We start from the raw sequence: 21179 nt of genomic DNA, 5'->3' as shown, positions 1-21179 counted from the left end.
CCACCGAGGAGACAAGACCATGACCGAATCCACCTCTTTCGCCGGCATGCAACGCCGCCACTTCTGTCTGGGCGCTGCGGCCACCCTGGCGGCGCCTGGGCTGAGGGCGGCCCAACCCGCCGCCCAGCCCATTGCCGGCGGGCGCACCATCACCCTGGTGGTGTCCTACCCGGCCGGTGGTGGCGCCGACCTGATGGCGCGCATCGTGGCGCCGCGCCTGGCCGAGGCCCTGGGCCAGACCGTGGTGGTCGACAACAAGCCCGGCGCCAGCGGCCAACTCGCGGCCAGCCAGGTGGCGCGCGCCACCCCCGACGGCAGCACGCTGCTGCTCGACGCCTCGTCCTTTGCCGTCAACCCCTCGCTGTACCCGCGCCTGCCCTACGACAGCGCCAAGGCCTTCACCCCGCTGGCGGTGCTGGCCACCTTCCCGAACGTGCTGGTGTGCACGTCCAGCTTCGAGGCCCAGTCGGTGCGCGACGTGCTGCGCCTGGCCCGGGCCAAGCCGGGCGAGCTGGCCTATGCCTCCTCGGGCAATGGCTCGGCCCAGCACCTGGCGGGCGCCCTGTTCGAGGCCCGGGCCGGCGTGCAGCTGGCGCATGTGCCCTACCGGGGCGGTGGCCCGGCCTTGAATGACGTGATGGGCGGCCAGGTGCCCCTGTTCTTTGCCAATGTGGCCTCGTCGCTGGGGCACATCCAGGCCGGCAAGCTGCGCGCCCTGGCCGTGACCAGCCGGGTGCGCGCGCGCTCCTTGCCCGATGTGCCCACGATGGAGCAGGCCGGTGTGGCCGGCTACGAGGTGCTGGAGTGGAACCCGGTGCTGGCCCCCGCCGGCCTGCCCGAGCCCACACGCCTGGCCCTGGTGGCCGGCATCCGCCGCGCCCTGGCCGACCCCGAGGTGCTGGGCCGGGTGCGCCAACTGGGGGGCGATGTGTTTGCCGATGCCACGCAGGCCAGTGCGGGCCGCTTCATCCGCGAGCAGCAGGTGCTGTGGGCCCAGGTGGTGCGCGAGCGCAAGATTTCGGTGGGTTGAGCGCGATGAGTCAGGTCACTGCCCCCTCCATGGCACCCACGCCTCTGCCCGCCCCGGGCTGGGACTGCCATGTCCATGTGTTCGATGCCGATCTGCCCGTGGCGGCCGGTCATTACCAGCCGGTGCACCGACCCTTGTCAGACATCGAGGCCCTGGCCCAGGCCCACGGCGTGGGCCACCTGGTGCTGGTGCAGCCCAGTGTGTATGCCTGCGACAACCAGTTGCTGCTGCAGGCGCTGGCGCGCGAGCCGGGCCGGCACCGGGGGGTGGTGGTGGTCGATGCCTCGGTCACCGACGCGGCGCTGGCGCAGATGCAGCAGTTGGGCGTGCGGGGCGTGCGTTTCAACCTGGTGTCGCCGGTGGGCAATGGCTTGGGCAGTGGGGCGGACGATCTGGCCGCCCTGGCGCCGCGCCTGGCCGCCCTGGGCTGGCATGTGCAGTGGTATGCCCGCGCGAGCGATCTGCCGGCCATCCTGGCCTGGCATCAGCGCACCGGCCTGCCCTGTGTGCTGGACCACCTGGCCGGCCTGCACGCCGACCTGCCGGGCGATGACCCTGCATGGCAGACGCTGGATCGCCTGCTGGCCCTGGGGGCCTGGGTCAAGCTCTCTGGCTGGTACCGACTGGGCGCGCAAGCGCCCTATGCCGCGTTGTTCAACACGATCCAGCGCGTGGCCGAGCGGGCGGCACGCCATGCCGCAGCGGGCGAGGTGCCCCGCCTGGTCTGGGGTTCTGATTGGCCGCACACCTCGTTTGCCCCCGACGCGCTGCCGGCCTATGACAGCGTGTGGCAGCCGGTGCTGCAGGCCCTGGGCCCGACCGTGGCCCAGGCGGTGCGTGAGGCGGGGCCACGGCTGTACGCCTGAGGCCTCAGCGCAGCTGGATTTCCACCCGGCGGTTGCGCGGCTCGTCCACCTCGTCGCCGGTGGCGACGGCCAGCTCGCGCTCGCCACGGCCCACGGCTTCGATGTGGTTGGCGGGCAGGCCTTGCTGCACCAGCAGATCGCGCACCTGCTGGGCCCGGCGCAGCGACAGGGCGTCGTTGCCGTCGCCGCTGCCCTTGGTGTCGGTGTGGCCCACCACCAGGATCTCCACCCCGGGGTAGCGGGCGGCTTCGGCCTGGATGCGCGGCAGCTCGGCCTGCGATTCACCCGTCAGGCGGGTGCCGCCGGGCTGGAAGAACAGCACGTAGCGCACCGGCTTCGGGGGCGCGATCTTGAACAGCGGGTCGTAGGCCTGGCGCACCTGTTCGGGGTCGGCCTGGTCGACCACCGGGGCCTGGTTGGCCCGGCTGCTGGCGCGTTGGAAGGGCTCCACCAGCGTCTGGCTGGCGTTGCCCGACTGCACCACCACGCCGGTGGGGCGGCCGTCTTCCTGGGGCAGCAGCACCACCTGCATGCGCGGCACGGGGGGCTTGGGCGGGGGCGGTGTCGAGCAGCCGGCCAGGGCCGTCAGGGCCAGCAGCGACAAAAGGGCCAGGCGGCGGGCGATCATGGCTGCACCTCCTCGCTCACTTCGACAATGAAGTCGGTGCCCAGCACGCCGATGGTCGAGGTCGGGGTGGTGATGCGCACGGACTCGGGGCGGGTCTTGCCGATCAGGCCGGTGATCATGCGCAGCGTGCCCTTGACCACCGACAGCACCACGCTGCCTTCGTTGGTGGTCGGGTTGAAGCGGAACTCTTTCAGGTCCAGCGCACTGTCGGGGCCCAGCATCAGCGTGCTGCCGTCGCGCAGCACCAGGCTGACCGAGCCGGCCTTGCCGGTCAGCACGCGCTCGCTGGCGGCCACTTCGTCACCTGAGTTCAAGGGGCGTTCGCCTTGCGGGCCGCGGGCCAGCACCGGGCCGTTGACCAGCTTGACCGTGGCCGCCCGCTCGCGGGCGGCGGGCGCCGCGGCAGCGCTGGGGCTGGCGGTGGCCGGGCTGGCCGCTGCCGGTGTGCTTTGCGCGCGGGCCTGGCCCAGACCCAGCAGCAGGGTCAGCAGTGAGGCCCACACGGGCCACGCAGGAGATTGGAGAGGCTTGATCATCGGTGCGGTCGTTGAGAGAACAGGCCAGGGTGCCCAATGGCAAACTGCGACCTGATCTGGAAGAAGCGTTGAAAAATAAGGTAAACGGTAACATTTCCGATTAACGGTATGTTAACGGCAGCACTTTTTTTCGATTTTTGTCAGCAACTGGCTTGAAGAGGTGAGTTTTTGATCAGTGTGATTCAACGTGTCAGCGAGGCACGGGTGGTGGTGGAGGGCCAGACGGTGGGCCAGATCGGGCCGGGGCTGCTGGTGCTGGCCTGTGCCGAGCGCGGCGACACCGAGGCGGTGGCCGAGCGGCTGCTGCAGAAGATTCTCAAGCTGCGCATCTTCAGCGACGAGGCCGGCAAGATGAACCGCTCGGTGCAGGACCTGGATGGCCAGGGCCGGCACGGCGGCCTGCTGATCGTGAGCCAGTTCACCCTGGCGGCCGATTGCAGCGGCGGCAACCGCCCCAGCTTCACCCAGGCCGCCGCCCCCGATGACGGGCGCCGCCTCTATGAGCACCTGGTGCAGCAGGCGCGCAGTCTTCACCCCGAGGTGGCCACGGGCATCTTTGCCGCCGACATGAAGGTGCACCTGGTCAACGACGGCCCGATCACCATCCCCTTGCGCATGGTCTGACTCAACCGTTTTTCTGCAGCAGGCGCTGCGCGGCCTTCATGGCGTCGTCCACGCTCCAGTACAGGGTGGGGTGGCCCTGGCGGCCATCGGCCAGGCCCTGGCGCAGCAGCGCTTCGCGCGGCTTGTCCTTGACCCGCGCCAGCAGCAGCCCCACACCGCTCTGGTTCAGCCCGGCTGTGAACTCGGCCAGGCTTTCCATGACCGTGGTGTCGAAGTCGTCGCTCATCTCCAGGCTCAGCACCACCACCTGGGCCTGGCGCTGACCGGCGCGCTGTCGCACCAGGCTGAAGACCTGCTCGGCGTTGGCAAAGAACAGCGGCTCTTCGGGCCGCATCACCAGGATGCCGGCCTGCACCCGGGTTTCGGGGTGGCGCTCGCAGTCGAGGTAGTCGCGCGTGCCGGGCAGCAGGCCCAGTTCGGACACCAGGGGCTGGGCAAAGCGGCGCAGCGCCAGCAGCAGCGACAGGGCCACCGCCAGCAGCATGCCGAACAGCACGCCGAACCACAGCACGCCCGCGCCCGCCACCAGCGCCAGCCAGGCATCGCTGCCCAGGCGCAGCGTGGCGATCAGGGCCTTGGGCCACAGGTTGTGCGACAGGATGGCCGTCACCACCGCGGCCAGCACCGGCACCGGCATCAGGGCCAGCCAGGGGCGGGCCAGCCACAGCAGCAAGGCCAGCGCCAGCGCGGCGCCCACACCGGCCCATTGGCTGCGCCCACCAGCCGAGTGGCTGGCCATGGCAGCCGAAAAGCCCGCCCCCACCGGCAGCCCCTGCACCAGACCGCTCACCAGGTTGGCCGCGCCCAACGCCATCAGCTCGCGGTTGGCGCGCACGGTGTGGCCGTGCTGCAGCGCCAGCGAACGCACCGAACCCCAGGATTCGGCAAACAGGATCAGCAGCAGCGCCGGGGCGATTTCGGCTGCCCGCAGCCATTGTTCGGTGCGCAGCTCGGGCCATTGCCAGCCCAGGCCCTGCCAGTCGATGTCGCCGACCAGCTTCACCCCTTGATCGCCCAGGCCCAGCCCCCCCGACAGCGCGATGCCCAGGCCCAACACCAGCAGGGAGGGCGGCACAAAGACCCAGCGCTGCGCCACCTGGCGCAGCGTCAGCCACAGGGCCAGGGCGCCAAAGCCCAGGGCCAGGCTGGCCTGGTGCCACAGGGCGGATTCGTGCAGCCAGTGCCACAGCAGGGGCAGCGGCAGGCTGCCGTGGGCCGCCACGCCGGCCATGTGGGGCAGCTGCTTGATCACGATGGTCACCGCCAGGGCCCAGGCAAAGCCCCGCAGCACAGGGCGTGAGATGAACGCCCCCAGGTAGCCGGCGCGCAGCACCGAGGCCACGATGAACATCAGCCCGGTCAGGCCCACCAGGGCGTAACCCATGGCCGGCCCGCCGATGGCCACGGCCGAGGCAAACACCGCGGCGGCCGATGAGGTGGGCGCCACGATGGCAAAGCGGCTGCTGCCCAGCAGCGGGTAGATGCACAGGCCCACCAGGGCGGCGATCAGCGCATGCAGGGGCTCGACCCCGGCAATGGCGGCATAGGCCACGGCCTCGGGCAGCAGCACGCCGGCCACCGACAGGCCGGCCAGCAGGTCGGCGCCGTGGCGGCGCAGCAGCCCTGCGGGCGCAGGTTCGTGCACCGCCGGTTGCGATGACAGGGACGGTGGTGCGGGATCAGGTGTGGACATGGAAACGGGCGCCGCCCCAGCACTGGCCAGAGCCGGATGAGATGGATCACGGCGCTCCGGGCCAGGATGGCCCGTCGCGCCGGGGGCGTCAATAAGGGTTTGGGAAGCCCAGCGCGCCCAGCAGCAGGATCTCGAGGGTTTCCATCTCGAGTGCGTCGCGTTCGTTGGTCTCGTGGTCGTAGCCACAGGCATGCAGGGCGCCATGCACCAGCAGGTGGGCGTAGTGGGCCTGCAGCGGCTTGTTCTGCTCCTGGGCCTCACGCTCGACCACCGGGGCGCACAGCACCAGGTCGGCCATCACCACCGGGCTTTGCGCATAGTCGAAGGTGAGCACATTGGTGGCGTAGTCCTTGCCGCGGTAGGCCAGGTTGAGTTCGCGCCCTTCCTCGGTGCCCACGATGCGCACCGTGATCTCGCCGGGCCGCGGCAGGGCATGGCGGATCCAGCGCGCCACCTGGGCGCGGGGCAGGGCGGCGCGGTGGGCGGCGGCCTCGGGGAAGCGGGCGAATTGCAGCGACAGCGAGAGTTCGGGCAGGGACATGGTGGGGGCTTGGCGGTGGGGCACTCGGGGCGTATTCAGGGCTTCAGGGCTCACTCGGCATGGCGCCGGGCTGCCGTGCCCGTGCGGCCCACGGCGTCGTAGGCGTCCACGATGCGGGCCACCAGCGGATGGCGCACCACGTCGGCGCTGGTGAAGCGGGTCACCGCAATGCCCTTGACACGCTTGAGCACGCGCTCGGCGTCGATCAGCCCACTGGGCGCGCCCTTGGGCAGGTCGATCTGGCTCACGTCGCCGGTCACCACCGCCTTGGCGCCGAAGCCGATGCGGGTGAGGAACATCTTCATCTGCTCGGGCGTGGTGTTCTGGGCCTCGTCCAGGATCACGAAGGCGTTGTTCAGCGTGCGCCCGCGCATGAAGGCCAGCGGAGCGATCTCGAGCGCGTTGCGTTCGAAGGCCTTTTGCACCTTGTCGTAGCCCATCAGCTCGTACAGCGCGTCGTACAGCGGACGCAGGTAGGGGTCGACCTTCTGCGTCAGGTCGCCGGGCAGAAAGCCCAGGCGCTCGCCGGCCTCCACGGCCGGGCGGGTCAGCACGATGCGCTGCACCGCACTGCGCTCCAGTGCGTCCACCGCACAGGCCACGGCCAGGTAGGTCTTGCCGGTGCCGGCCGGGCCGATGCCGAAGGTGATGTCGTGGGTGGCGATGTTGTCCAGATAGGCCCCCTGGGTGGGCGTGCGGGCGCGCAGGTCGGCGCGCCGCGTGCTCAGCACCACGCCCGCGCCCGGGGCCTCGGGCAGGGCGGTGTCGCCGGCCAGCATCAGCTGCACGGTTTCGGCGGGAATAGGCCGCTCGGCGATCTCGTACAGGGCCTGCAGCACCTCCATGGCCTGGGTGGCCCGGGCCTTGGGGCCGTCCACCTTGAACTGCTCGTGCCGGTGCGCGATGCTGACCTGCAGCCCCGCCTCGATGGTGCGCAGGTGCTCGTCCATCGCGCCGCACAGGTGGCCCAGGCGCAGGTTGTTGTGGGGAGTGAAGGTGTGTCTGACGATCAAGCTGATAATTCCGGCCGAAGGGCCCCGAGACGGGGCCGCAAGGACTGCAATGATAGGCAAATTGACCGGAACCCTCTCAGACAAGAACCCGCCGCAGCTGTTGGTGGACTGTCACGGCGTGGGTTATGAAGTGGACGTGCCCATGAGCACCTTCTACAACCTGCCCGGCCTGGGCGAGAAAGTGTCGCTGCTGACGCACTTCGTGGTGCGCGAGGATGCGCAGATTCTGTACGGCTTCGGCACCGCTGGTGAACGCGATGCCTTTCGCCAGCTGATCAAGATCAGCGGCGTGGGCCCGCGCACCGCCTTGAGCGTGCTCTCGGGCATGAGCGTGAACGAGCTGGCCCAGGCCATCACCCAGCAGGAGTCGGGCCGCCTGGTCAAGGTGCCCGGCATCGGCAAGAAGACGGCCGAGCGCCTGCTGCTCGAACTCAAGGGCAAGCTCGGCGCCGAAATCGACCTGTTGCGCCCCGCCGCGGCCAGCGATGCCCAGGCCGACATCCAGCAGGCCCTGCTGGCGCTCGGCTACAACGACAAGGAGGCCGCCGCCGCCCTGAAAGCCCTGCCCCCCGACGTCGGCGTCAGCGAAGGCATCAAACTGGCCCTGAAAGCCCTGGCAAGGTAAGCGCCACGCTGAGGCCCCTTGGGGCCTCAGCAGCCTTGCTCGCCGATGCGTTGGAGCATGCGGTGGTCGCGCACCAGCAGGCGCCCGGTGGCCACCTGGATGGCGTTGAGCTGTTCCAGCCGCTTGAGTTGCTGGTTGATGCGCTGGCGCGAGGCCCCGAGCAGGCTGGCCAGTTCGTGTTGTGCCATGTCCAGCACCACCCGGGCCGGCCCGCCTTCGCCCAGCGGGCCCGCCTGGCCGGCCATCAGGGCCAGTTGCTTGGCCAGGCGCTGACCCAGGCTGAGTGATTTGAGGTCGTCGGTGCGCTCCATCAGGCGCCGGGTCTGCAACGCGGACTGGCGCAGCAGCGAGGGGCCGAAGCTGGGGTGGCGCTGCAGCAGGCCGGCCATGGCGGCGCGCGGAATGCGCACCACGGTGGTATCGCGGTGGGCCACGGCGTACACCGCTGGCTCGTCGGGGCCCAGGTCATCGCCCGCCGCATCGCCCGCAGGGCCCAGGCTGAACCATTGGCCCGGGCCGGCGAAGTCGAGCGTGTGCGGCAGGTCGCTGAAGGCTTCGCTGCAGATGCGCACCGCCCCTCGCACACAGCCCATCCAGGGGTGGTGCTGCCCGCCCAGCGGGTCGGCCAGGGGCTGGCCGTCGCGGTAGCGGTCGACCTGCAGCACGCGCAGGATGTCGTGGCGCAGCAGCGGCGGCAGCGAGGCGAACCAGGCATCGCGCTCGAGGGCCTCACGCTCGTCGCGGTGCAGGCGCGGGGCTTCGTCGGGCAGCTGGAAGTAAGCCCCCTGGTGGTGGGCAGCCCGCATGGCGTTACTGGACACGGCGTGATCTCCTTGAGGTCATGGCTGACAAGCCGGCTGATTGAACCCGCACAGCGGCCCTCCGTGCGCCGGCAGCCGGATCGGCGGCATCACTACCTAGGTCTGCGGCGAGACATGGCCCCTGAGAGCGCCTCGCTGGCAGCGTCCTGGCATCCCGCGGGAGGGGCTGAATGTCAACGTTATTGACGAACATTCGATTCTTCAGCCTCAGCCGAGGGCTGTCAATCTGCCGGGCTTGATCTGGCCTGGGTGTTTACCCGGGGTCGGGGCGTCAACGCTCGCCTGGCCCCCAGGGCTGGGACAGCAGTTCGCGCAGGGTCTGCAGGGCGGGGGCGCCGATCTGCTGGGCGATCTCGGCTTCGATGGCCGCTATCTCTTCGGCCGCGCTGTCCGACATGGCCCAGCCGCGCTGGGTGAAGCGCAGCAGCTTGACCCGGCCATCGGTCTCGCTGGGCACGAACTCCACCAGGTTCAGGGCCGCGGCCTCGCGGGCCAGCTGGTGCACGGCCTGGCGCGACACGCCGAGCCTGCGCGCCAGCTCCGACAGGCCCACCGGCCGGCCGCCCAGGTGGGTGAACAGGCGGCTCATGGCAGCCGTGACCTCGCCATAGCCGTTGCGGGCAGCACGCGCCAGCATGCGCTGTTCAATCCATTCGTAACGGCTCAGCAGCAGGTGCCGCAGCAGGTTCTTGTGCGCTTTCATGGCGCGATTGTGGCCCGGTTTGCGGGTCGCACAGCTTCGGGTTTGTCAGGTGGTCTTGACCTGTTGCGCAGGCCTCAGCGGCAGCCGGCGCAGGCGCTCGCCACTCAGGGCGAAGCAGGCATTCGCCACCGCCGGGGCCACCGGCGGTGTGCCGGGCTCGCCCACGCCGCCCGGTGCCGAGGCGCTGGGCAGCAGCACGGTGTCGATGCGCGGCATGTCGGCCAGGCGGATCGCGTCGTAGTCGGGGAAGTTGTGCTGTTGCACGCGCCCGTCCTTGAGCGTGATCTCGCCCATCAGCGCGGCGCTCAGGCCGTAGACGACGGCGCTTTGCAACTGCGCGTCCACCGTGTCGGGGTTGACCACGGTGCCGCAGTCGAGGGCCACCACCACCCGGTGCACGCGCAGCCGGCCGCCTTCGAGGGCCACCTCGGCCACCTGGGCGCAGACCGAGCCAAAGGACTCATGCAGCGCCACGCCCCGGGCCCGCCCCGGCGGCAACGGCTGGCCCCAGCCAGCGCGCTCGGCCGCGGCCTTCAGCACGGCCTGGTGGCGCGGCTGCTGGGCCAGCAGGCTGAGGCGGTAGGCCACCGGGTCTTGCCCGGCGGCATGGGCCAGCTCGTCGAGAAAGCATTCGGTGAAAAAGGCGTTGTAGCTGTGCCCCACGCTGCGCCAACTGCCCACCGGCACGGGCGTGGCGCAGCGGAACTGGCGCACCTCCAGGTTGGGCACCGCATAGGGCAGCTCGAAGGCACCCTCGATCTGGTTCTTGTCGGGCATGTCCATGGCCAGGGACGGCAGCAGACGCTGCATCGTCGACAGCCCGACCGAAGGCGCGGCCACGCTGTTGCGCCAGGCCAGGGGGCGACCCTGCTCGTCCAGCGCTGCCTCGAAGCGGGCCATGGCGGCGGGGCGGTACATGTCGTGCTGCAGGTCTTCCTCACGCGACCAGGTCAGTTTGACCGGGGCCCCCTGCGTGCGCAGGGCCACGGCCACGGCCTGCTCCACCATGTCGGACTCGAGCCGGCGCCCGAAGCCCCCGCCCAGCAAAGGCACATGGACCGTGACCTGGTCGGTGTCCACCTCGGCCACGCGCGCGGCCAGCAGCTGCGCCAGCGAGGGCGCCTGGGTGCCGCACCACACCGTGACCTGCCCGCCCTTGACCTGGGCCGTGCAGTTCACGGGCTCGAGTGCGGCGTGGGCCAGAAAGGGCACTTCGTACTCGGCCTGCAGGCGGCGCTGCGCCGGGGTCTGGGCCAGCACGGCGTCGGCATCGCCCTGGTGGCGAAAGCGCGTGCCGCCGTGCAGGCCACTGTCTTGCAGCGCGGCGCGCAGCTGGGCCGACACGGCGGCCGAATCGAGCTGGGCATGCGGCCCTTCGTCCCATTGCAAGGGCAGGGCGTTCACGGCCTGCTGTGCGGTCCAGGTGTTGGCGGCCAGCACCACCACGGCCTCTTCGTTCAGGGTGATCACGTCTTTCACGCCGGGCAGGGCGCGGGCCGCCGGCAGGTCGAAGGGGCGCAGACGGCCTCCCAACACCGGGCCGCCGAACACCGGGCATTGCCGGATGGCGGCATACAGCAGGCCGGGCAGGCGGGTGTCGATGCCAAAGCGCGCCTGGCCGTTGACCTTGACCGGGATGTCGGTGCGCGGCACGGGCTGGCCGATCAGGCGGCGTGCCGAGGCCGGCTTGAGGCTCACGTCGCTGGGGGCCGGCAGGGCCGCCGCGGCCTGGGCCAGCTCGCCAAAGCGCAGCGTGCGGCCGCTGGCGGCGTGGCGCACCAGGCCGTCCTGCACCGTCAGCTCGGCCAGCGGCAGCTGCAGCCGGGCGGCGGCGGCGGCCAGCAGTTGCTGGCGCGCCGTGGCGCCGGCCAGGCGCAGGGGCTCCCAGGCATCGCGGATGCTGGACGAGCCCCCCGTCACCTGCAGCGCCAGCGCATAGCCCACGGTCTGCAGCGAGGCCCGGGTCAGGCGGGCCAGCAGGCCGTCGTCGTCGGGCAGCAGGGGCGACACATTCAGCAGCAAGGCGGTGTTGGCGTACACGCGGGCCAGCGGGGCGGCCTCGACGCTGACCTGGTCCCAGCGGGCGTCCAGCTCGTCGGCCAGCAACTGGGCCAGGCCGGTGTGCACCCCCTGGCCCATCTCCGAGCGGGGGGCGGCGACGATCACCCGGTCGTCGGGGGTGATCTTGACCCAGGCATTCAGCGCCACCTGGCCGTCCACGGGGTCGAAGGTGGCGCCCTCGCCCAGGCGCTGGCCGCTGCAGCCCACCAGCAGGCCGCCTCCGAGCGCAGCGCCGGCGAGCAGAAAACGGCGGCGGTTCAGGGTGGGGGGCAGGCTGCGGTTCATGCGCGGGCTCCCTGCAGGGCTTGGGCCGCATCGTGGATGGCGGCGCGGATGCGTTGGTAGGTGCCGCAGCGGCACAGGTTGGTGATGGCCTGGTCGATGTCGGCATCGCCGGGGGTCGGGTTCTGGCGCAGCAGCGAGGCCGCCGCCAGGATCATGCCGCCCTGGCAGTAGCCGCACTGGGGTGTCTGGTGCCGCACCCAGGCCGCCTGCAGCGCCGCCACGATGCGGTCCGGCGAGCCCTCGATGGTGCGCACCGAGCGCCCGGCCAGCGCACTGGCCGGCAGCACACAGGAGCGCAGGGCCACGCCGTCGACCTCCACCGTGCAGGCCCCGCAGGCCGCCACGCCACAGCCGAACTTGGTGCCGGTCAGGCCCAACTCATCGCGCAACACCCACAGCAGGGGCATGTCGGGTGGGGCATCGAATTCGGTCTCGTGGTCATTGACCCGCAGCTTCATGGTGTCTCCTGCATTCTTGGGGGCACGGTGCGACAGCTTGGGCTGGCCGCAAAGTCACATTTTGTGCTTTTGGCCCTTTTCATGAAACCTTTGTGTGTGCGTTGAAGGTCCGCTGCGGTGCGAATCCGGGATTGCCTTCGGTGGCTGTCGCCGCCTGCAGGGGGGGCGGGCATGAAACGCTTGTTTGCAAATGGCGGGCCACGGGCGCTGTCGCTGCTTGCATCCTCTGCCCCTGCGCCACGCCGTCGGTGCAGCCACCAGGAGCACAGCCCATGCCCAACAGACGCCCCCTTGTCTTGATCCGCCCTCTGCTCATCGCCTGGGGGCTGGTGCTGTGCGCCCTGCTGGCGGCGCCCGCCCAGGCCGTGCCCGCCTTTGCCCGTCAGACCGGCGAGAACTGCGTGGCCTGCCACACCGCTTTCCCCGAGCTGACGCCCTTTGGACGCGAATTCAAGCTCAACGGCTACACCTGGGGCGAGCGGGCGGCGGTGCCGCTGGCGGTGATGATGCAGGCCTCGCTGACCCAGATGGCCCAGTCGCAGGATGCGGGCGGCCGCACGCTGATGCCGCACGAAGGCGATCTGCAGTTTGACCGCCTCTCGGTGTTCGCCGCAGGCAAGATCAACGACCATGTGGGCGGCTACACCCAGTGGGCCTACAACAACAACCGCGTGCCGGGCCAGGACGGCGGCACGGTGGGGCATGTCGGCATCCATGACTTCGATCTGCGCGCGATCCAGCGCCTGCGCCTCGGGGGCAAGGACCTGGTGCTGGGCTTCAACCTGAACAACAACCCGAGCCTGCAGGACGTGTGGAACAGCACGCCGGTGTGGCGCGGCATTCCGTTCACGGGTTCCAACCTGCCGCGGCCCCAGGCCATGGGCAGCATGCTGCTCGACGGCGGGCTGGGCCAGAAAGTGGTGGGCCTGGGGGCCTACGCCTGGTGGGATCGCCAGTGGTATGGCGAACTCAGCACCTACGGCAGCGCGGTCAACACCTGGCGGGTGCTGAGCACCGGGGTCTCGCTGGACAGCATGAACCGCCTGCGCGGCCACAACAACCCGTATTGGCGCCTGGCCTGGAACCGCGAGTGGGGCGCGCATTCGCTGATGCTGGGCCACTACGGCATGGTGGCCGACAAATACCCCGACCCCGGCACACCGCACGGCGACACCGACCGCTTCACCGACCTGGGGCTGGATGCGCAGTACCAGGTTCTGTCCGACCCGTCGATCTTCTCGCTGCAGGGCTCGCTGGGCCATGAGCGGCAGAACCTGCGCGCCAGCTTTGCCCGCGGCGCGGCCAGCCACCCCGACAACCACCTGCAGGCCCTGCGGCTCAAGGCCTCTTACCTGTACGAGCGCACCTATGGCGCCTCGCTGGCCTATGTGGACGTGCGCGGCAGCCGCGACGCCGGCCTGTACGGCCGGGTACGCGACAGCGCCACGGGCGCCCCGGTCAGTGACCGGCCCGACACCCGCAGCCTCATCGCCGAGCTGGACTACAACCTGAACCCGCAGATGCGCCTGATGCTGCAGTACACCGGCTACCTGAAGTGGAATGGCGCCACGGCCAACATCGACGGCCGGGGCCGCAAGCCCTCCGACAACAACACCCTGTTCCTGGGTTTGTGGTTTCTGTTCTGAAGGGGGCACATCCTATGAAAAAGCATTTTCTGGCCGCCGGCGCGATGGCCTTGTCCTGGATGGTGGCTCAGGCCGGTGCGCAGACCGTGCCTGGCCACGAAGCCCCGGCCTTGGCGCGCCAGGTCTGCGTGAGCTGCCACGGCCCGGGTGGTCGCACCGATTCGGGCCAGTTCCCCAGCCTGGCCGGGCAAAGCGAGGCCTACCTGCTGGCCCAACTGAAGGCCTACCGCGACCACAGCCGCGCCAACCTGAATGCCCAGCGCTTCATGTGGGGCGTGGCGTCCTGGCTCAGCGAGGCCGACCTGCAGTCGCTGGCCACCTATTACGCGGCCCAGCCGCCGGCACCCGCCCGCGCTGCGGCCCGCACCCCTGAGCAGCAGGCCGCCTACGCGCGCGGCCAGGCCTTGTTCCAGGCCGGTGAGCCGGCCCGGGGCGTGCTGGCCTGCGTGGCCTGCCATGGTGCGCAGGCCCAGGGCCTGGGCGCCATCCCGCGTCTGGCCGGGCAGAACGCCCGCTACCTGACCCAGCAACTGGCGGTGTTCAAGGGCCACGACCGGGCCGATGGCGCGGCCATGGCGGCTGAGGCCGGCCCGCTGACGCCCGAGCAGGTGCACGACCTGGCCTTGTACCTGCAGGCCCTCTGAAGCCATGGGCACGCTGCAGACCTTGCCCGTGTGTGTGTTCGATGGCGGTTGGAACCTGCCCCTGTGGGCGGCCATCGAGCAAGGCTTTTTCGAAGTGCGGGGCCTGGCGATCGAGCTCACGCTGACGCCCAGTTCGCGCGCCATGATGCAGGGCTTTGCCGAGGGGCGTTACCCCCTGATCCTGGTCAGTGCCGACAACGTGGTGGCCTACCAGCAGAAGCTGGCCGAGGTGCCGGTGCCGGGTGAGCCCGATGCGGTGATCGTGCTCGGTGGCGACGCCGGCTTTCTGAGTCTGGTGGCGGCGCCCGGCATCCGCACGCTGGACGATCTGCAGGGCCGGGTGCTGGCGGTGGACGCGCCCGACACCGGCTTTGCGCTGGTGCTGTACGAGCTGCTGGCACGGGCGGGCCTGCCGAAGGATGCGCTGCACATCGAGCCGCAGGGCAGCACCGAGCAGCGCTACCAGGCGCTGCTGGCCGGGCGCTGCGCCGCCACCCTGCTGCGCACCCCTTATGAGCTGCTGGCGGCCCAGCAGGGCTGCCGGGTGCTGGCCCGTTCGGCCGACGCCTTGCCCCACTACCAGGGCACGGTGGGCGCCACGCGCCAGGCCTGGGCCGAGCAGCACCCGGTTGAACTCAAGGCTTTTTTGCAGGCGTACCGCCAAGGACTGGCCTGGTGCCGGCGTCAGCCGGCCGCTGCGTGCGCCTTGCTGCAGGCCCACGTGCCAGGCCTGGACCCGCCGCTGGCCCGGGCCGCCTACGGCCTGCTGATGGACCCGACCCATGGTCTGACGCCGGATCTGGCGGTGGACCGTCAGGGCATGCTGACCGTGGCCGCCCTGCGCCGGCGCTACCTGCCGGCCACCCAGGGGCGGCAGGAGCGCATGCAATACCGCGCCAGCTGGTGAGGGGCGGTGGGCCCCTGCGGGTGTCAGTCGGGGCGCTCGCCCCGTGCCATGCGGGCTTCGATGGCGTCCAGCACCGGCAGCAGGTCGGCCACGCTGTCGATCACATAGTGCGCGCCGCCGGCCAGCAGCTCGGCGGTGGCCTGTTCGCGCAGGGCCTGTTGCTCGGCGGGCGGGGTGGCCTGCCACTGGGCTTCGTTCAGGCCCAGGGTGTTGCCACTGATGGCCAGACCCACCACCCAGCAGCCGATGGCGCGGCCCTCCTGCAGGCCGGGCACGGTGTCGTCCACCTTGACCATGGCCGCGGGCGGCCACACCTGCAGGTCGGACAGGGTGCGCACCATCATCAGCGGGCCGGGCCGGGCGCTGACCATGTCGCCCGCGCAGACCAGGTTGTCGGGCGTGTAGCCCTGGGCCGCGGCCAGGGGCTGTACCACGGCCATGATGGGGCGGTTGTAGCCGGTGGTCGAGCCGATTTTCAGGCCGCGTGCACGCAGCGCCTGCACGGTGGCCAGCGCGCCCGGGATCAGCTGCGCATGGTCGCGCACGCTGGCGGCGTTCATGGGCGTGAAGACCTCGTACAGCGTGTCGCAGTCGGCGTCGTCAAAGGGGCGGCCGTGCACGCGCTGCCATTCGGCGGCGATGCGGGGGGTGTGGCCCAGGGCGTGGATGTGGTCCCACTTGGCCAGGCCCATGGGCACGCGCGCCTCGGCCACGTCGATGCGCACGCCGTAGCGGGCAAACAGCTGCACAAAGGCGTCCATGGGGGCCAGGCTGCCAAAGTCGATCACGGTGCCGGCCCAGTCGAACACGACGGCTTGCAGGGGAAGAGAGGGGTGGTTCATGCGCTACCTCCGGTGGGGTTCACCAGGCGTTGAAGACTTCTTCGGCCAGGCCGAAGGCGGTGCTGGCGCCGGTGCCGCTGGTCACGGTCACCAGGCGGGTGTGGGCGTCGGGGGCCTGCACGATGCAGGGCTCGGTGGCCGAGGACGGGTAGGTGCCCACCCAGCGTTCGGTCACCTCGGCCTGGCTCAGGTGCAGGGCCTCGCGCAGGTGGCGCAGGATCAGCTGGTCCACCGCTTCGAGCGCGAAGGGCGGCAGCACCGGCCCGTAGTGGTGCGAGTCGCCCACCACCAGCGAGCCGTCGGCGCTCTGCACCACGATCAGGTGGATGCCGTGCTGCAGGCTCAAGCCCTCTTCGCGCAGCAGTTGCTCGCGCAGCGCCTGGGCTTCGGGCAGCTCGGAATAGCCCTCGTAGCGCACCAGGCTCAGGTCACCCATCACCGAGCCCTGCAGCTTGAAGCCGGGCTGGGGCTGCACGCGCAGCATCTGCAGTTGGCACAGCCGGATCTGGTGCGGCGTCCATTGCGGGGCGAACAGGCCGTTGAGTTCGGCATTGGTGCACACCACCACGCGCTCGGCCCGGTACTGTCCGCGCGAGGTCTCGACCCGCGGCGTCTGCACCGATTGCACGGTTTCGCCGAAGCGGAACTGCACGCCCAGCACCTCGGCCAGCCACTGCGTGAGTTGCGGAATGGCGCTGCGCGACTCCACGCGCAGCTCGTGCGGGCTGTACAGCACCGATTGCAGGCCCTCGGTCTGCAGCGCCGGGTGGCGGCGCGCGGCTTCGGCCGGGCTCAGCAGCTCGCAGTGCTCACCCATCTCGGTGCGCATGAAGGCTTCCAGCACCGCATGCGAGGCGGGCCGCTGGGCGCGCAGCCACAGGCCCTGGTGCAGCACCTGGATGCCGGCCTGGGGGGCCAGCTCGGCCCACACCTGGCGCGAGCGCAGGGCGCGGCCCCAACTCGCGCCGGCCTTCTGGCCGGTGATGGTGACAAAGCCGAAGTTGCGGATGGAGGCGCCGATGCACTGGGCATCGCGCTCCACCACCACCACCTTGAGGCCGCGTTGGGCCGCCCAGTAGGCGTGGGCCAGGCCGACAATGCCGGCGCCGACCACGAGCAGGTCACAGGATTCGGGGTTGTTGTTCATGGTGAAGTGGACAGGTTGAGGGTTGTGAACAAAGGGATGGGCCGAGTACGCCCCTGCCGGCCAATTCAACGGGCATTGGCGGACATTCGCGGGCAACGGGGGGCTCGGCGTGGGGGAGGCTGCGGCCGTTCAGCTGCTGTCGGGGGGCGGGCTGTGGCGCGTCAACGGCGTCTCCAGCGCTGGGTGCGCGTCACCAGCAGGCGCTCCAGCGCCCCCAGCAGGGCACGGCCCAGGCCAGCGCTGATGAAGATCAGCGTGGCCATGGCCGCGGCCGGGGCGATGTCGCCCGCGTCGTCCATGGCCAGCACGGCCAGCGAGGCCAGGGTGGTCTCGGGCGAGTAGATGAAGACCACGGCCGACACGGTGGTCATGGCGCTCACGAAGAAGTAGCCCGCCACCTGCAGCAGCGCGGGCAGGCACACCGGCAGGTGCACGCGCCACAGCGTCTTCCAGAAGGGCACGCCCAGCGATTCGGCCACCAGCTCGTACTCGCGGTCGAGCTGGCGCAGCGCGGTCAGCTGCGTGATGTGGGCCACCGAGAAACAATGCGCCACGGTGCAGAGGCTCATCAGCGTCAGGCTGCCGTACAGGCCGTGCAAGGGGTTCCAGCCGGCGTTGAAGAACAGGATGTAGCCCAGGCCGAGCGCCAGGCCCGGCACCGCCATGGGCACCGAGGCGATGCCGTTGAGCACCTGGCGCGCCGTGGCAAAGGCGCGTGGCTTCTCGACCAGGTAGGCGGTCAGAAAGCTCAGCGCGCTGCCCAGCACGGCGGTGCCGGCGGCCATGCGCAGCGAGTTGCCGTAGCTGGCCCAGCCGCCACCGTCCATCATGTCGAAGTCGTAGTTCTTGAACGAGGGCGTGAGGTTGTACGGCCAGAAGCTCGCCAGCGAGGCGAACACGGCCACCGCCAGCACGCCCAGCAGGGCCAGGGCGATCAGGGCGCAGTAGGCGAACAGGGCGCGGTCCAGCACCCGGTGGGGCTGTGGCTGGTAGGGCACCGAGCGCACGCCCAGGCTGGCGCTCTGGCGTGCGCGCAGGTGCTGTTCGGCGGCAAAGGCCAGGGCCGCCGGCAGCAGCAGGATCAGCGCCACCACGGCCCCCATGGGCAGGTTCTGCTGGCCGATCACCTGCTTGTAGATGTCGGTGGCCAGCACCTGGGTGTTGCCCCCGATCACCTTGGGCACGCCGAAGTCGGTGATCACCAGCACGAACACCACGATCCAAGAAATCATCAGGCCGTAACGGCTGCCCGGCAGGGTGACCTGGCAGAACACGCGCCAGCGGCTGGCGCCCAGGGTGGTGGCGGCCTCGATCAGGCGAGCGTCGCTGGTGGCCAGCGCGGTGCTGAGGATCAGCAGGGCGTGCGGAAAGGTCCACAGCACCGAGCCGGTGACGATGCCGAAGGGCCCGTAGGCCGGCAGCCCCAGCAGCGCGCCCTTGAGCAGGCCCTGGTTGCCGAACAGGTAGATCAGGCTGATGGCCATCAGCAGCGAGGGCGCCAGCAGCGGGATCAGGGCCACGGCGCGGAACAGCCGCGCGCCCCGCACGCAGGACTGGGTCAGCGCATAGGCATAGCCATAGGCCAGCAGCACGCACACGCTGGCGCTCAGGGCCGACAGCCACAGGCTGTTGAACAGCGAGCTCAGCACATTGGGGCTGCGGGCATAGGCTGCAAAGTGGGCCAGGCCCACGAATTCGCCCGAGCTGCCCCACAGGCTCATGCCCAGCAGGGCCAGCACCGGCAGGGCAATGCCCACGGCCAGCAGCAGCAGGGCTCCGCCCAGCAGGGCGGCCAGCCAGGGCTTCTCGGGCGTGGCCGTGGCTGCAGGGGGCGCTGACGCTGGGGCCTGGGTCAGGGGCAGCGTGCTCATGCGGCGCGCCTCACCGATTCGGGCAGCGGCAGCACGTGCAGGGCGGGCGCCGGCAGGCTCAGCAGCAGCTCGTTGTGCAGCCACTCGGGCAGGCGGGCGTCGACGCCGGTGGGCCATTGGGCGTCCAGCGTGGCCTGCAGGCTGTCGCAGTGCAGGCGCAGCAAGGCGGTGGGGCCGTGGAACTGGGTCTCCAGCACGCGGGCGCGCACGCTGTTGGCGGGCAGTGCTTGGGTTGCGGCAGGGGCCGCCTGCAGCACCACGGCTTCGGGGCGCAGGCCCAGCAGCACCGGGCTGCCGGTGCGGTAGGCGCTGGTGTCGCAGGCCAGGCGGGTGCTGCCGGCCTCCAGCCAGCCGGCGGCCACCACGCGGGCCGGCAGCAGGTTCATGCGGCCGACAAAGCCGGCCACAAAGCGGGTTTCGGGGCGGGCGTACAGCTGCTGGGGCGAGCCCTGCTGTTCGATCCGGCCCTCGTGCATCACCACCACCCGGTCGGCCATCGACAGGGCCTCGTCCTGGTCGTGCGTGACCATCACGGTGGTGATGCCCAGTTGTTGTTGCAGGCGGCGGATTTCGGCCTGCAGGCTGCCGCGCACCTGGGCATCGAGCGCGCTCAGGGGCTCGTCGAGCAGCAGCAGCTCGGGCCGTGGCGCCAGGGCGCGGGCCAGGGCCACGCGCTGCTGCTGGCCGCCCGAGAGCTGGGCCGGGTATTTGTGGCTCTGCTCACCCAGGCCGACCAGGGCCAGCATCTCGGCCACTCGTTCGGCCTGCTGTGGACGTGGCGCGCCTTGGAGGCCGAAGGCCACGTTCTGCGCCGCCGTGAGGTTGGGGAACAGGGCATAGCTCTGGAACACCACGCCGAAGCGGCGCTGCGCCGCCGGCCAGGCGGTGATGTCCTGGCCGCGCAGCGTCAGGCTGCCGGTGTCGGGGGTCTCGATGCCGCACAGGATGCGCAGCAAGGTGGTCTTGCCGCAACCCGAGGGCCCCAGCAGGCTGATGAACTCACCGGCGGCCACGTCCAGCGCGATGCCGCGCAGCACGGGTTGGGCGCGGTAGCGCTTGGTGATGTGTTGGATGGACAGCATGCGGGGGCTCGGATCTCAGGCAAGGGTCAGGGCGGGGGAATTACTTCTTCTCAGCCTTGGCTTCGTAGCGGCGGGCCCACTCGGTCAGGATGCGGTCGCGGTTGGCGGCAGCCCAGACGAAGTCGTTCTTGGCCAGCATCTTTTCCAGGTCGGAGGGCACGAACTCCAGGCGCTCCTGCACCTGCGGCAGGGCCAGCACGGCAAAGTTGGCGGCGTACAGTTCGTTGGCCTTCTTGGTCACCGACCAGTCGGCCAGGGCCTTGGCGGCGTCCAGCTTCTTGGTGGTCTTCATCACGCCGGTGGCTTCCACGTCCCAGCCCAGGCCTTCCTTGGGGAAGATGATGTCGATCGGGGCGCCGTCCTTCTTGGTCTTGTTGGCGCGGTATTCGAAGCTCAGGCCCACCGGGAACTCGCCGGCGCCGGCCTGGCGGCAGGGCTTGGAGCCGCTGTGGGTGTACACGCCCATGTTCTGGTGCAGGGCGTCCATGAAGGCCCAGCCTTTTTCCTCGCCCATCATCTGCAGCCAGGCCGAGACCATCAGAAAGCCGGTGCCGCTGGAGGCGGGGTGGGGCATGGTCAGGGTGCCCTTGAACTCAGGCTTGGTCAGGTCGGCCCAGCTGGTGGGGGTGGGCAGCTTGCGCTTGGCGGCTTCCACGGTGTTGAAGCACACGGCCGAGGACCACAGGTCCATGCCCACCCAGGTGGGGGTGGCGCGCGGGTCGCGCATGTTGGCGCGCACGGCCTCCAGGCCCTTGGGGGCGTAGGGCTGCAGCATGTTCTCCTTGTCCAGCAGCATCAGCGAGGTGGCGGCCAGGCCCCACACCACGTCAGCCTGCGGATTGGCTTTTTCGGCCAGCAGGCGGGCGGTGACGATGCCGGTGCTGTCGCGCACGAACTTGAGTTCGATCTCGGGGTGGTCCTGCTCGAAGGCGCTCTTGTAGGCCTTGATCTGGTCGGCTTCCAGGGCGGTGTAGACCAGCAGTTCGGTCTTGGCCAGGGCGGGCGAGGCGGCCAGGGCGGTGGCCAGCACGGTGCCGAGCAGGCCCAGTCGGCGGGCCCAGGTGGAGAAGGTGGTGCGCATGGTGAGAGTCCTGAAAAGTCGTTGCGAAGTCATTGCGAGGCCGGTGGCGAGAAGCGCCTGACCGGGGGGGTGGAG

At 70.4% G+C, this 21179-nt stretch carries 21 protein-coding genes; 7 read left to right on the top strand and 14 right to left on the bottom strand.

Going from position 1 to position 21179, the window contains the following annotated elements; translation table 11 throughout:
• Window positions 1-19: 19 nt before the first annotated feature.
• Together L880_RS0130565 and L880_RS0130560 are read left to right on the top strand one after the other, a co-directional pair.
• Window positions 20-1030 (top strand): tripartite tricarboxylate transporter substrate binding protein, encoded by a 1011-nt coding sequence (locus tag L880_RS0130565; RefSeq protein ID WP_027478839.1) that lies wholly within the window; start codon window positions 20-22, stop codon window positions 1028-1030.
• Window positions 1031-1059: 29 nt separating this feature from the next.
• Complete coding sequence (locus tag L880_RS0130560; protein WP_043331158.1) at window positions 1060-1896, top strand: amidohydrolase family protein; 837 nt, start codon at window positions 1060-1062, stop codon at window positions 1894-1896.
• A gap of 4 nt (window positions 1897-1900) precedes the next feature.
• On the opposite strand, the gene L880_RS0130555 is transcribed toward L880_RS0130560, so the two are convergent.
• On the bottom strand, window positions 1901-2524 hold the full coding sequence (locus tag L880_RS0130555; RefSeq protein ID WP_027478837.1) for an OmpA family protein: 624 nt from the start codon (window positions 2522-2524) through the stop codon (window positions 1901-1903).
• Entirely contained in the window at window positions 2521-3060 is a 540-nt protein-coding gene (locus tag L880_RS0130550; RefSeq protein WP_084461783.1) for a FecR family protein, read from the bottom strand. Before L880_RS0130550 ends, L880_RS0130555 begins: the two co-directional genes overlap by 4 nt.
• A gap of 168 nt (window positions 3061-3228) precedes the next feature.
• Between L880_RS0130550 and dtd the strand changes: the two genes are divergently transcribed.
• Window positions 3229-3684 (top strand): D-aminoacyl-tRNA deacylase, encoded by a 456-nt coding sequence (gene dtd / locus L880_RS0130545; RefSeq protein ID WP_027478835.1) that lies wholly within the window; start codon window positions 3229-3231, stop codon window positions 3682-3684.
• Window position 3685: 1 nt separating this feature from the next.
• On the opposite strand, the gene L880_RS0130540 is transcribed toward dtd, so the two are convergent.
• The 3 genes from L880_RS0130540 to L880_RS0130530 all read right to left on the bottom strand — a co-directional run bounded on the left by L880_RS0130540 (window position 3686) and on the right by L880_RS0130530 (window position 6931).
• A complete protein-coding gene (locus L880_RS0130540) occupies window positions 3686-5377 on the bottom strand; it encodes a SulP family inorganic anion transporter (RefSeq protein WP_211245375.1) in 1692 nt (563 codons plus the stop codon).
• Window positions 5378-5465: 88 nt separating this feature from the next.
• Window positions 5466-5918 (bottom strand): rRNA maturation RNase YbeY, encoded by a 453-nt coding sequence (gene ybeY / locus L880_RS0130535; RefSeq protein WP_027478833.1) that lies wholly within the window; start codon window positions 5916-5918, stop codon window positions 5466-5468.
• 50 nt (window positions 5919-5968) lie between these two features.
• Window positions 5969-6931 (bottom strand): PhoH family protein, encoded by a 963-nt coding sequence (locus L880_RS0130530; protein ID WP_027478832.1) that lies wholly within the window; start codon window positions 6929-6931, stop codon window positions 5969-5971.
• 49 nt (window positions 6932-6980) lie between these two features.
• On the opposite strand from L880_RS0130530, the gene ruvA reads away from it, so the two are divergent.
• On the top strand, window positions 6981-7556 hold the full coding sequence (gene ruvA, locus L880_RS0130525) for a Holliday junction branch migration protein RuvA (RefSeq protein ID WP_027478831.1): 576 nt from the start codon (window positions 6981-6983) through the stop codon (window positions 7554-7556).
• Window positions 7557-7582: 26 nt separating this feature from the next.
• Here ruvA and L880_RS0130520 read toward each other — a convergent pair whose 3' ends face one another.
• From L880_RS0130520 to L880_RS0130505, 4 genes are all read right to left on the bottom strand, one after another.
• Complete coding sequence (locus L880_RS0130520; protein ID WP_157463126.1) at window positions 7583-8377, bottom strand: Crp/Fnr family transcriptional regulator; 795 nt, start codon at window positions 8375-8377, stop codon at window positions 7583-7585.
• 271 nt (window positions 8378-8648) lie between these two features.
• A complete protein-coding gene (locus tag L880_RS0130515; protein WP_043331155.1) occupies window positions 8649-9080 on the bottom strand; it encodes a MarR family transcriptional regulator in 432 nt (143 codons plus the stop codon).
• Between the two features lie 45 nt (window positions 9081-9125).
• Entirely contained in the window at window positions 9126-11426 is a 2301-nt protein-coding gene (locus L880_RS0130510; RefSeq protein WP_043331152.1) for a xanthine dehydrogenase family protein molybdopterin-binding subunit, read from the bottom strand.
• Window positions 11423-11884: a (2Fe-2S)-binding protein gene (locus L880_RS0130505; RefSeq protein WP_027478827.1), complete on the bottom strand. Its 462-nt coding sequence runs from the start codon at window positions 11882-11884 to the stop codon at window positions 11423-11425. The genes L880_RS0130510 and L880_RS0130505 overlap by 4 nt, the downstream gene beginning before the upstream one ends.
• A gap of 272 nt (window positions 11885-12156) precedes the next feature.
• On the opposite strand from L880_RS0130505, the gene L880_RS0130500 reads away from it, so the two are divergent.
• The 3 genes from L880_RS0130500 to L880_RS34015 are packed head-to-tail and all read left to right on the top strand — an operon-like array spanning window position 12157 to window position 15081.
• Entirely contained in the window at window positions 12157-13530 is a 1374-nt protein-coding gene (locus L880_RS0130500) for a hypothetical protein (RefSeq protein ID WP_027478826.1), read from the top strand.
• A 14-nt stretch (window positions 13531-13544) separates the two neighbouring features.
• The gene (locus tag L880_RS0130495) at window positions 13545-14174 is read left to right on the top strand and encodes a c-type cytochrome (protein ID WP_051443711.1); all 630 of its coding nucleotides are present in this window, start codon (window positions 13545-13547) and stop codon (window positions 14172-14174) included.
• A gap of 4 nt (window positions 14175-14178) precedes the next feature.
• A complete protein-coding gene (locus tag L880_RS34015; protein WP_051443710.1) occupies window positions 14179-15081 on the top strand; it encodes an ABC transporter substrate-binding protein in 903 nt (300 codons plus the stop codon).
• Window positions 15082-15104: 23 nt separating this feature from the next.
• Here L880_RS34015 and phnX read toward each other — a convergent pair whose 3' ends face one another.
• The 5 genes from phnX to L880_RS0130465 all read right to left on the bottom strand — a co-directional run bounded on the left by phnX (window position 15105) and on the right by L880_RS0130465 (window position 21104).
• On the bottom strand, window positions 15105-15923 hold the full coding sequence (gene phnX, locus L880_RS0130485) for a phosphonoacetaldehyde hydrolase (protein WP_027478824.1): 819 nt from the start codon (window positions 15921-15923) through the stop codon (window positions 15105-15107).
• A 19-nt stretch (window positions 15924-15942) separates the two neighbouring features.
• Complete coding sequence (locus L880_RS0130480) at window positions 15943-17070, bottom strand: TIGR03364 family FAD-dependent oxidoreductase (protein WP_027478823.1); 1128 nt, start codon at window positions 17068-17070, stop codon at window positions 15943-15945.
• A gap of 161 nt (window positions 17071-17231) precedes the next feature.
• Complete coding sequence (locus tag L880_RS0130475; RefSeq protein ID WP_027478822.1) at window positions 17232-18941, bottom strand: putative 2-aminoethylphosphonate ABC transporter permease subunit; 1710 nt, start codon at window positions 18939-18941, stop codon at window positions 17232-17234.
• Window positions 18938-20023, bottom strand: a complete 1086-nt coding sequence (locus L880_RS0130470; protein WP_027478821.1) for an ABC transporter ATP-binding protein — start codon at window positions 20021-20023, stop codon at window positions 18938-18940. Before L880_RS0130470 ends, L880_RS0130475 begins: the two co-directional genes overlap by 4 nt.
• Before the next feature lie 40 nt (window positions 20024-20063).
• Window positions 20064-21104 (bottom strand): putative 2-aminoethylphosphonate ABC transporter substrate-binding protein, encoded by a 1041-nt coding sequence (locus L880_RS0130465; RefSeq protein WP_027478820.1) that lies wholly within the window; start codon window positions 21102-21104, stop codon window positions 20064-20066.
• Between the last annotated feature and the right edge of the window lie 75 nt (window positions 21105-21179).

It is taken from the genome of Curvibacter gracilis ATCC BAA-807 (assembly GCF_000518645.1).
Classification (GTDB): Bacteria; Pseudomonadota; Gammaproteobacteria; order Burkholderiales; family Burkholderiaceae_C; genus Curvibacter; species Curvibacter gracilis.
The sequence above is the reverse complement of the archived record's forward strand: the minus strand, read 5'-3'. Positions and strand labels throughout refer to the sequence as shown.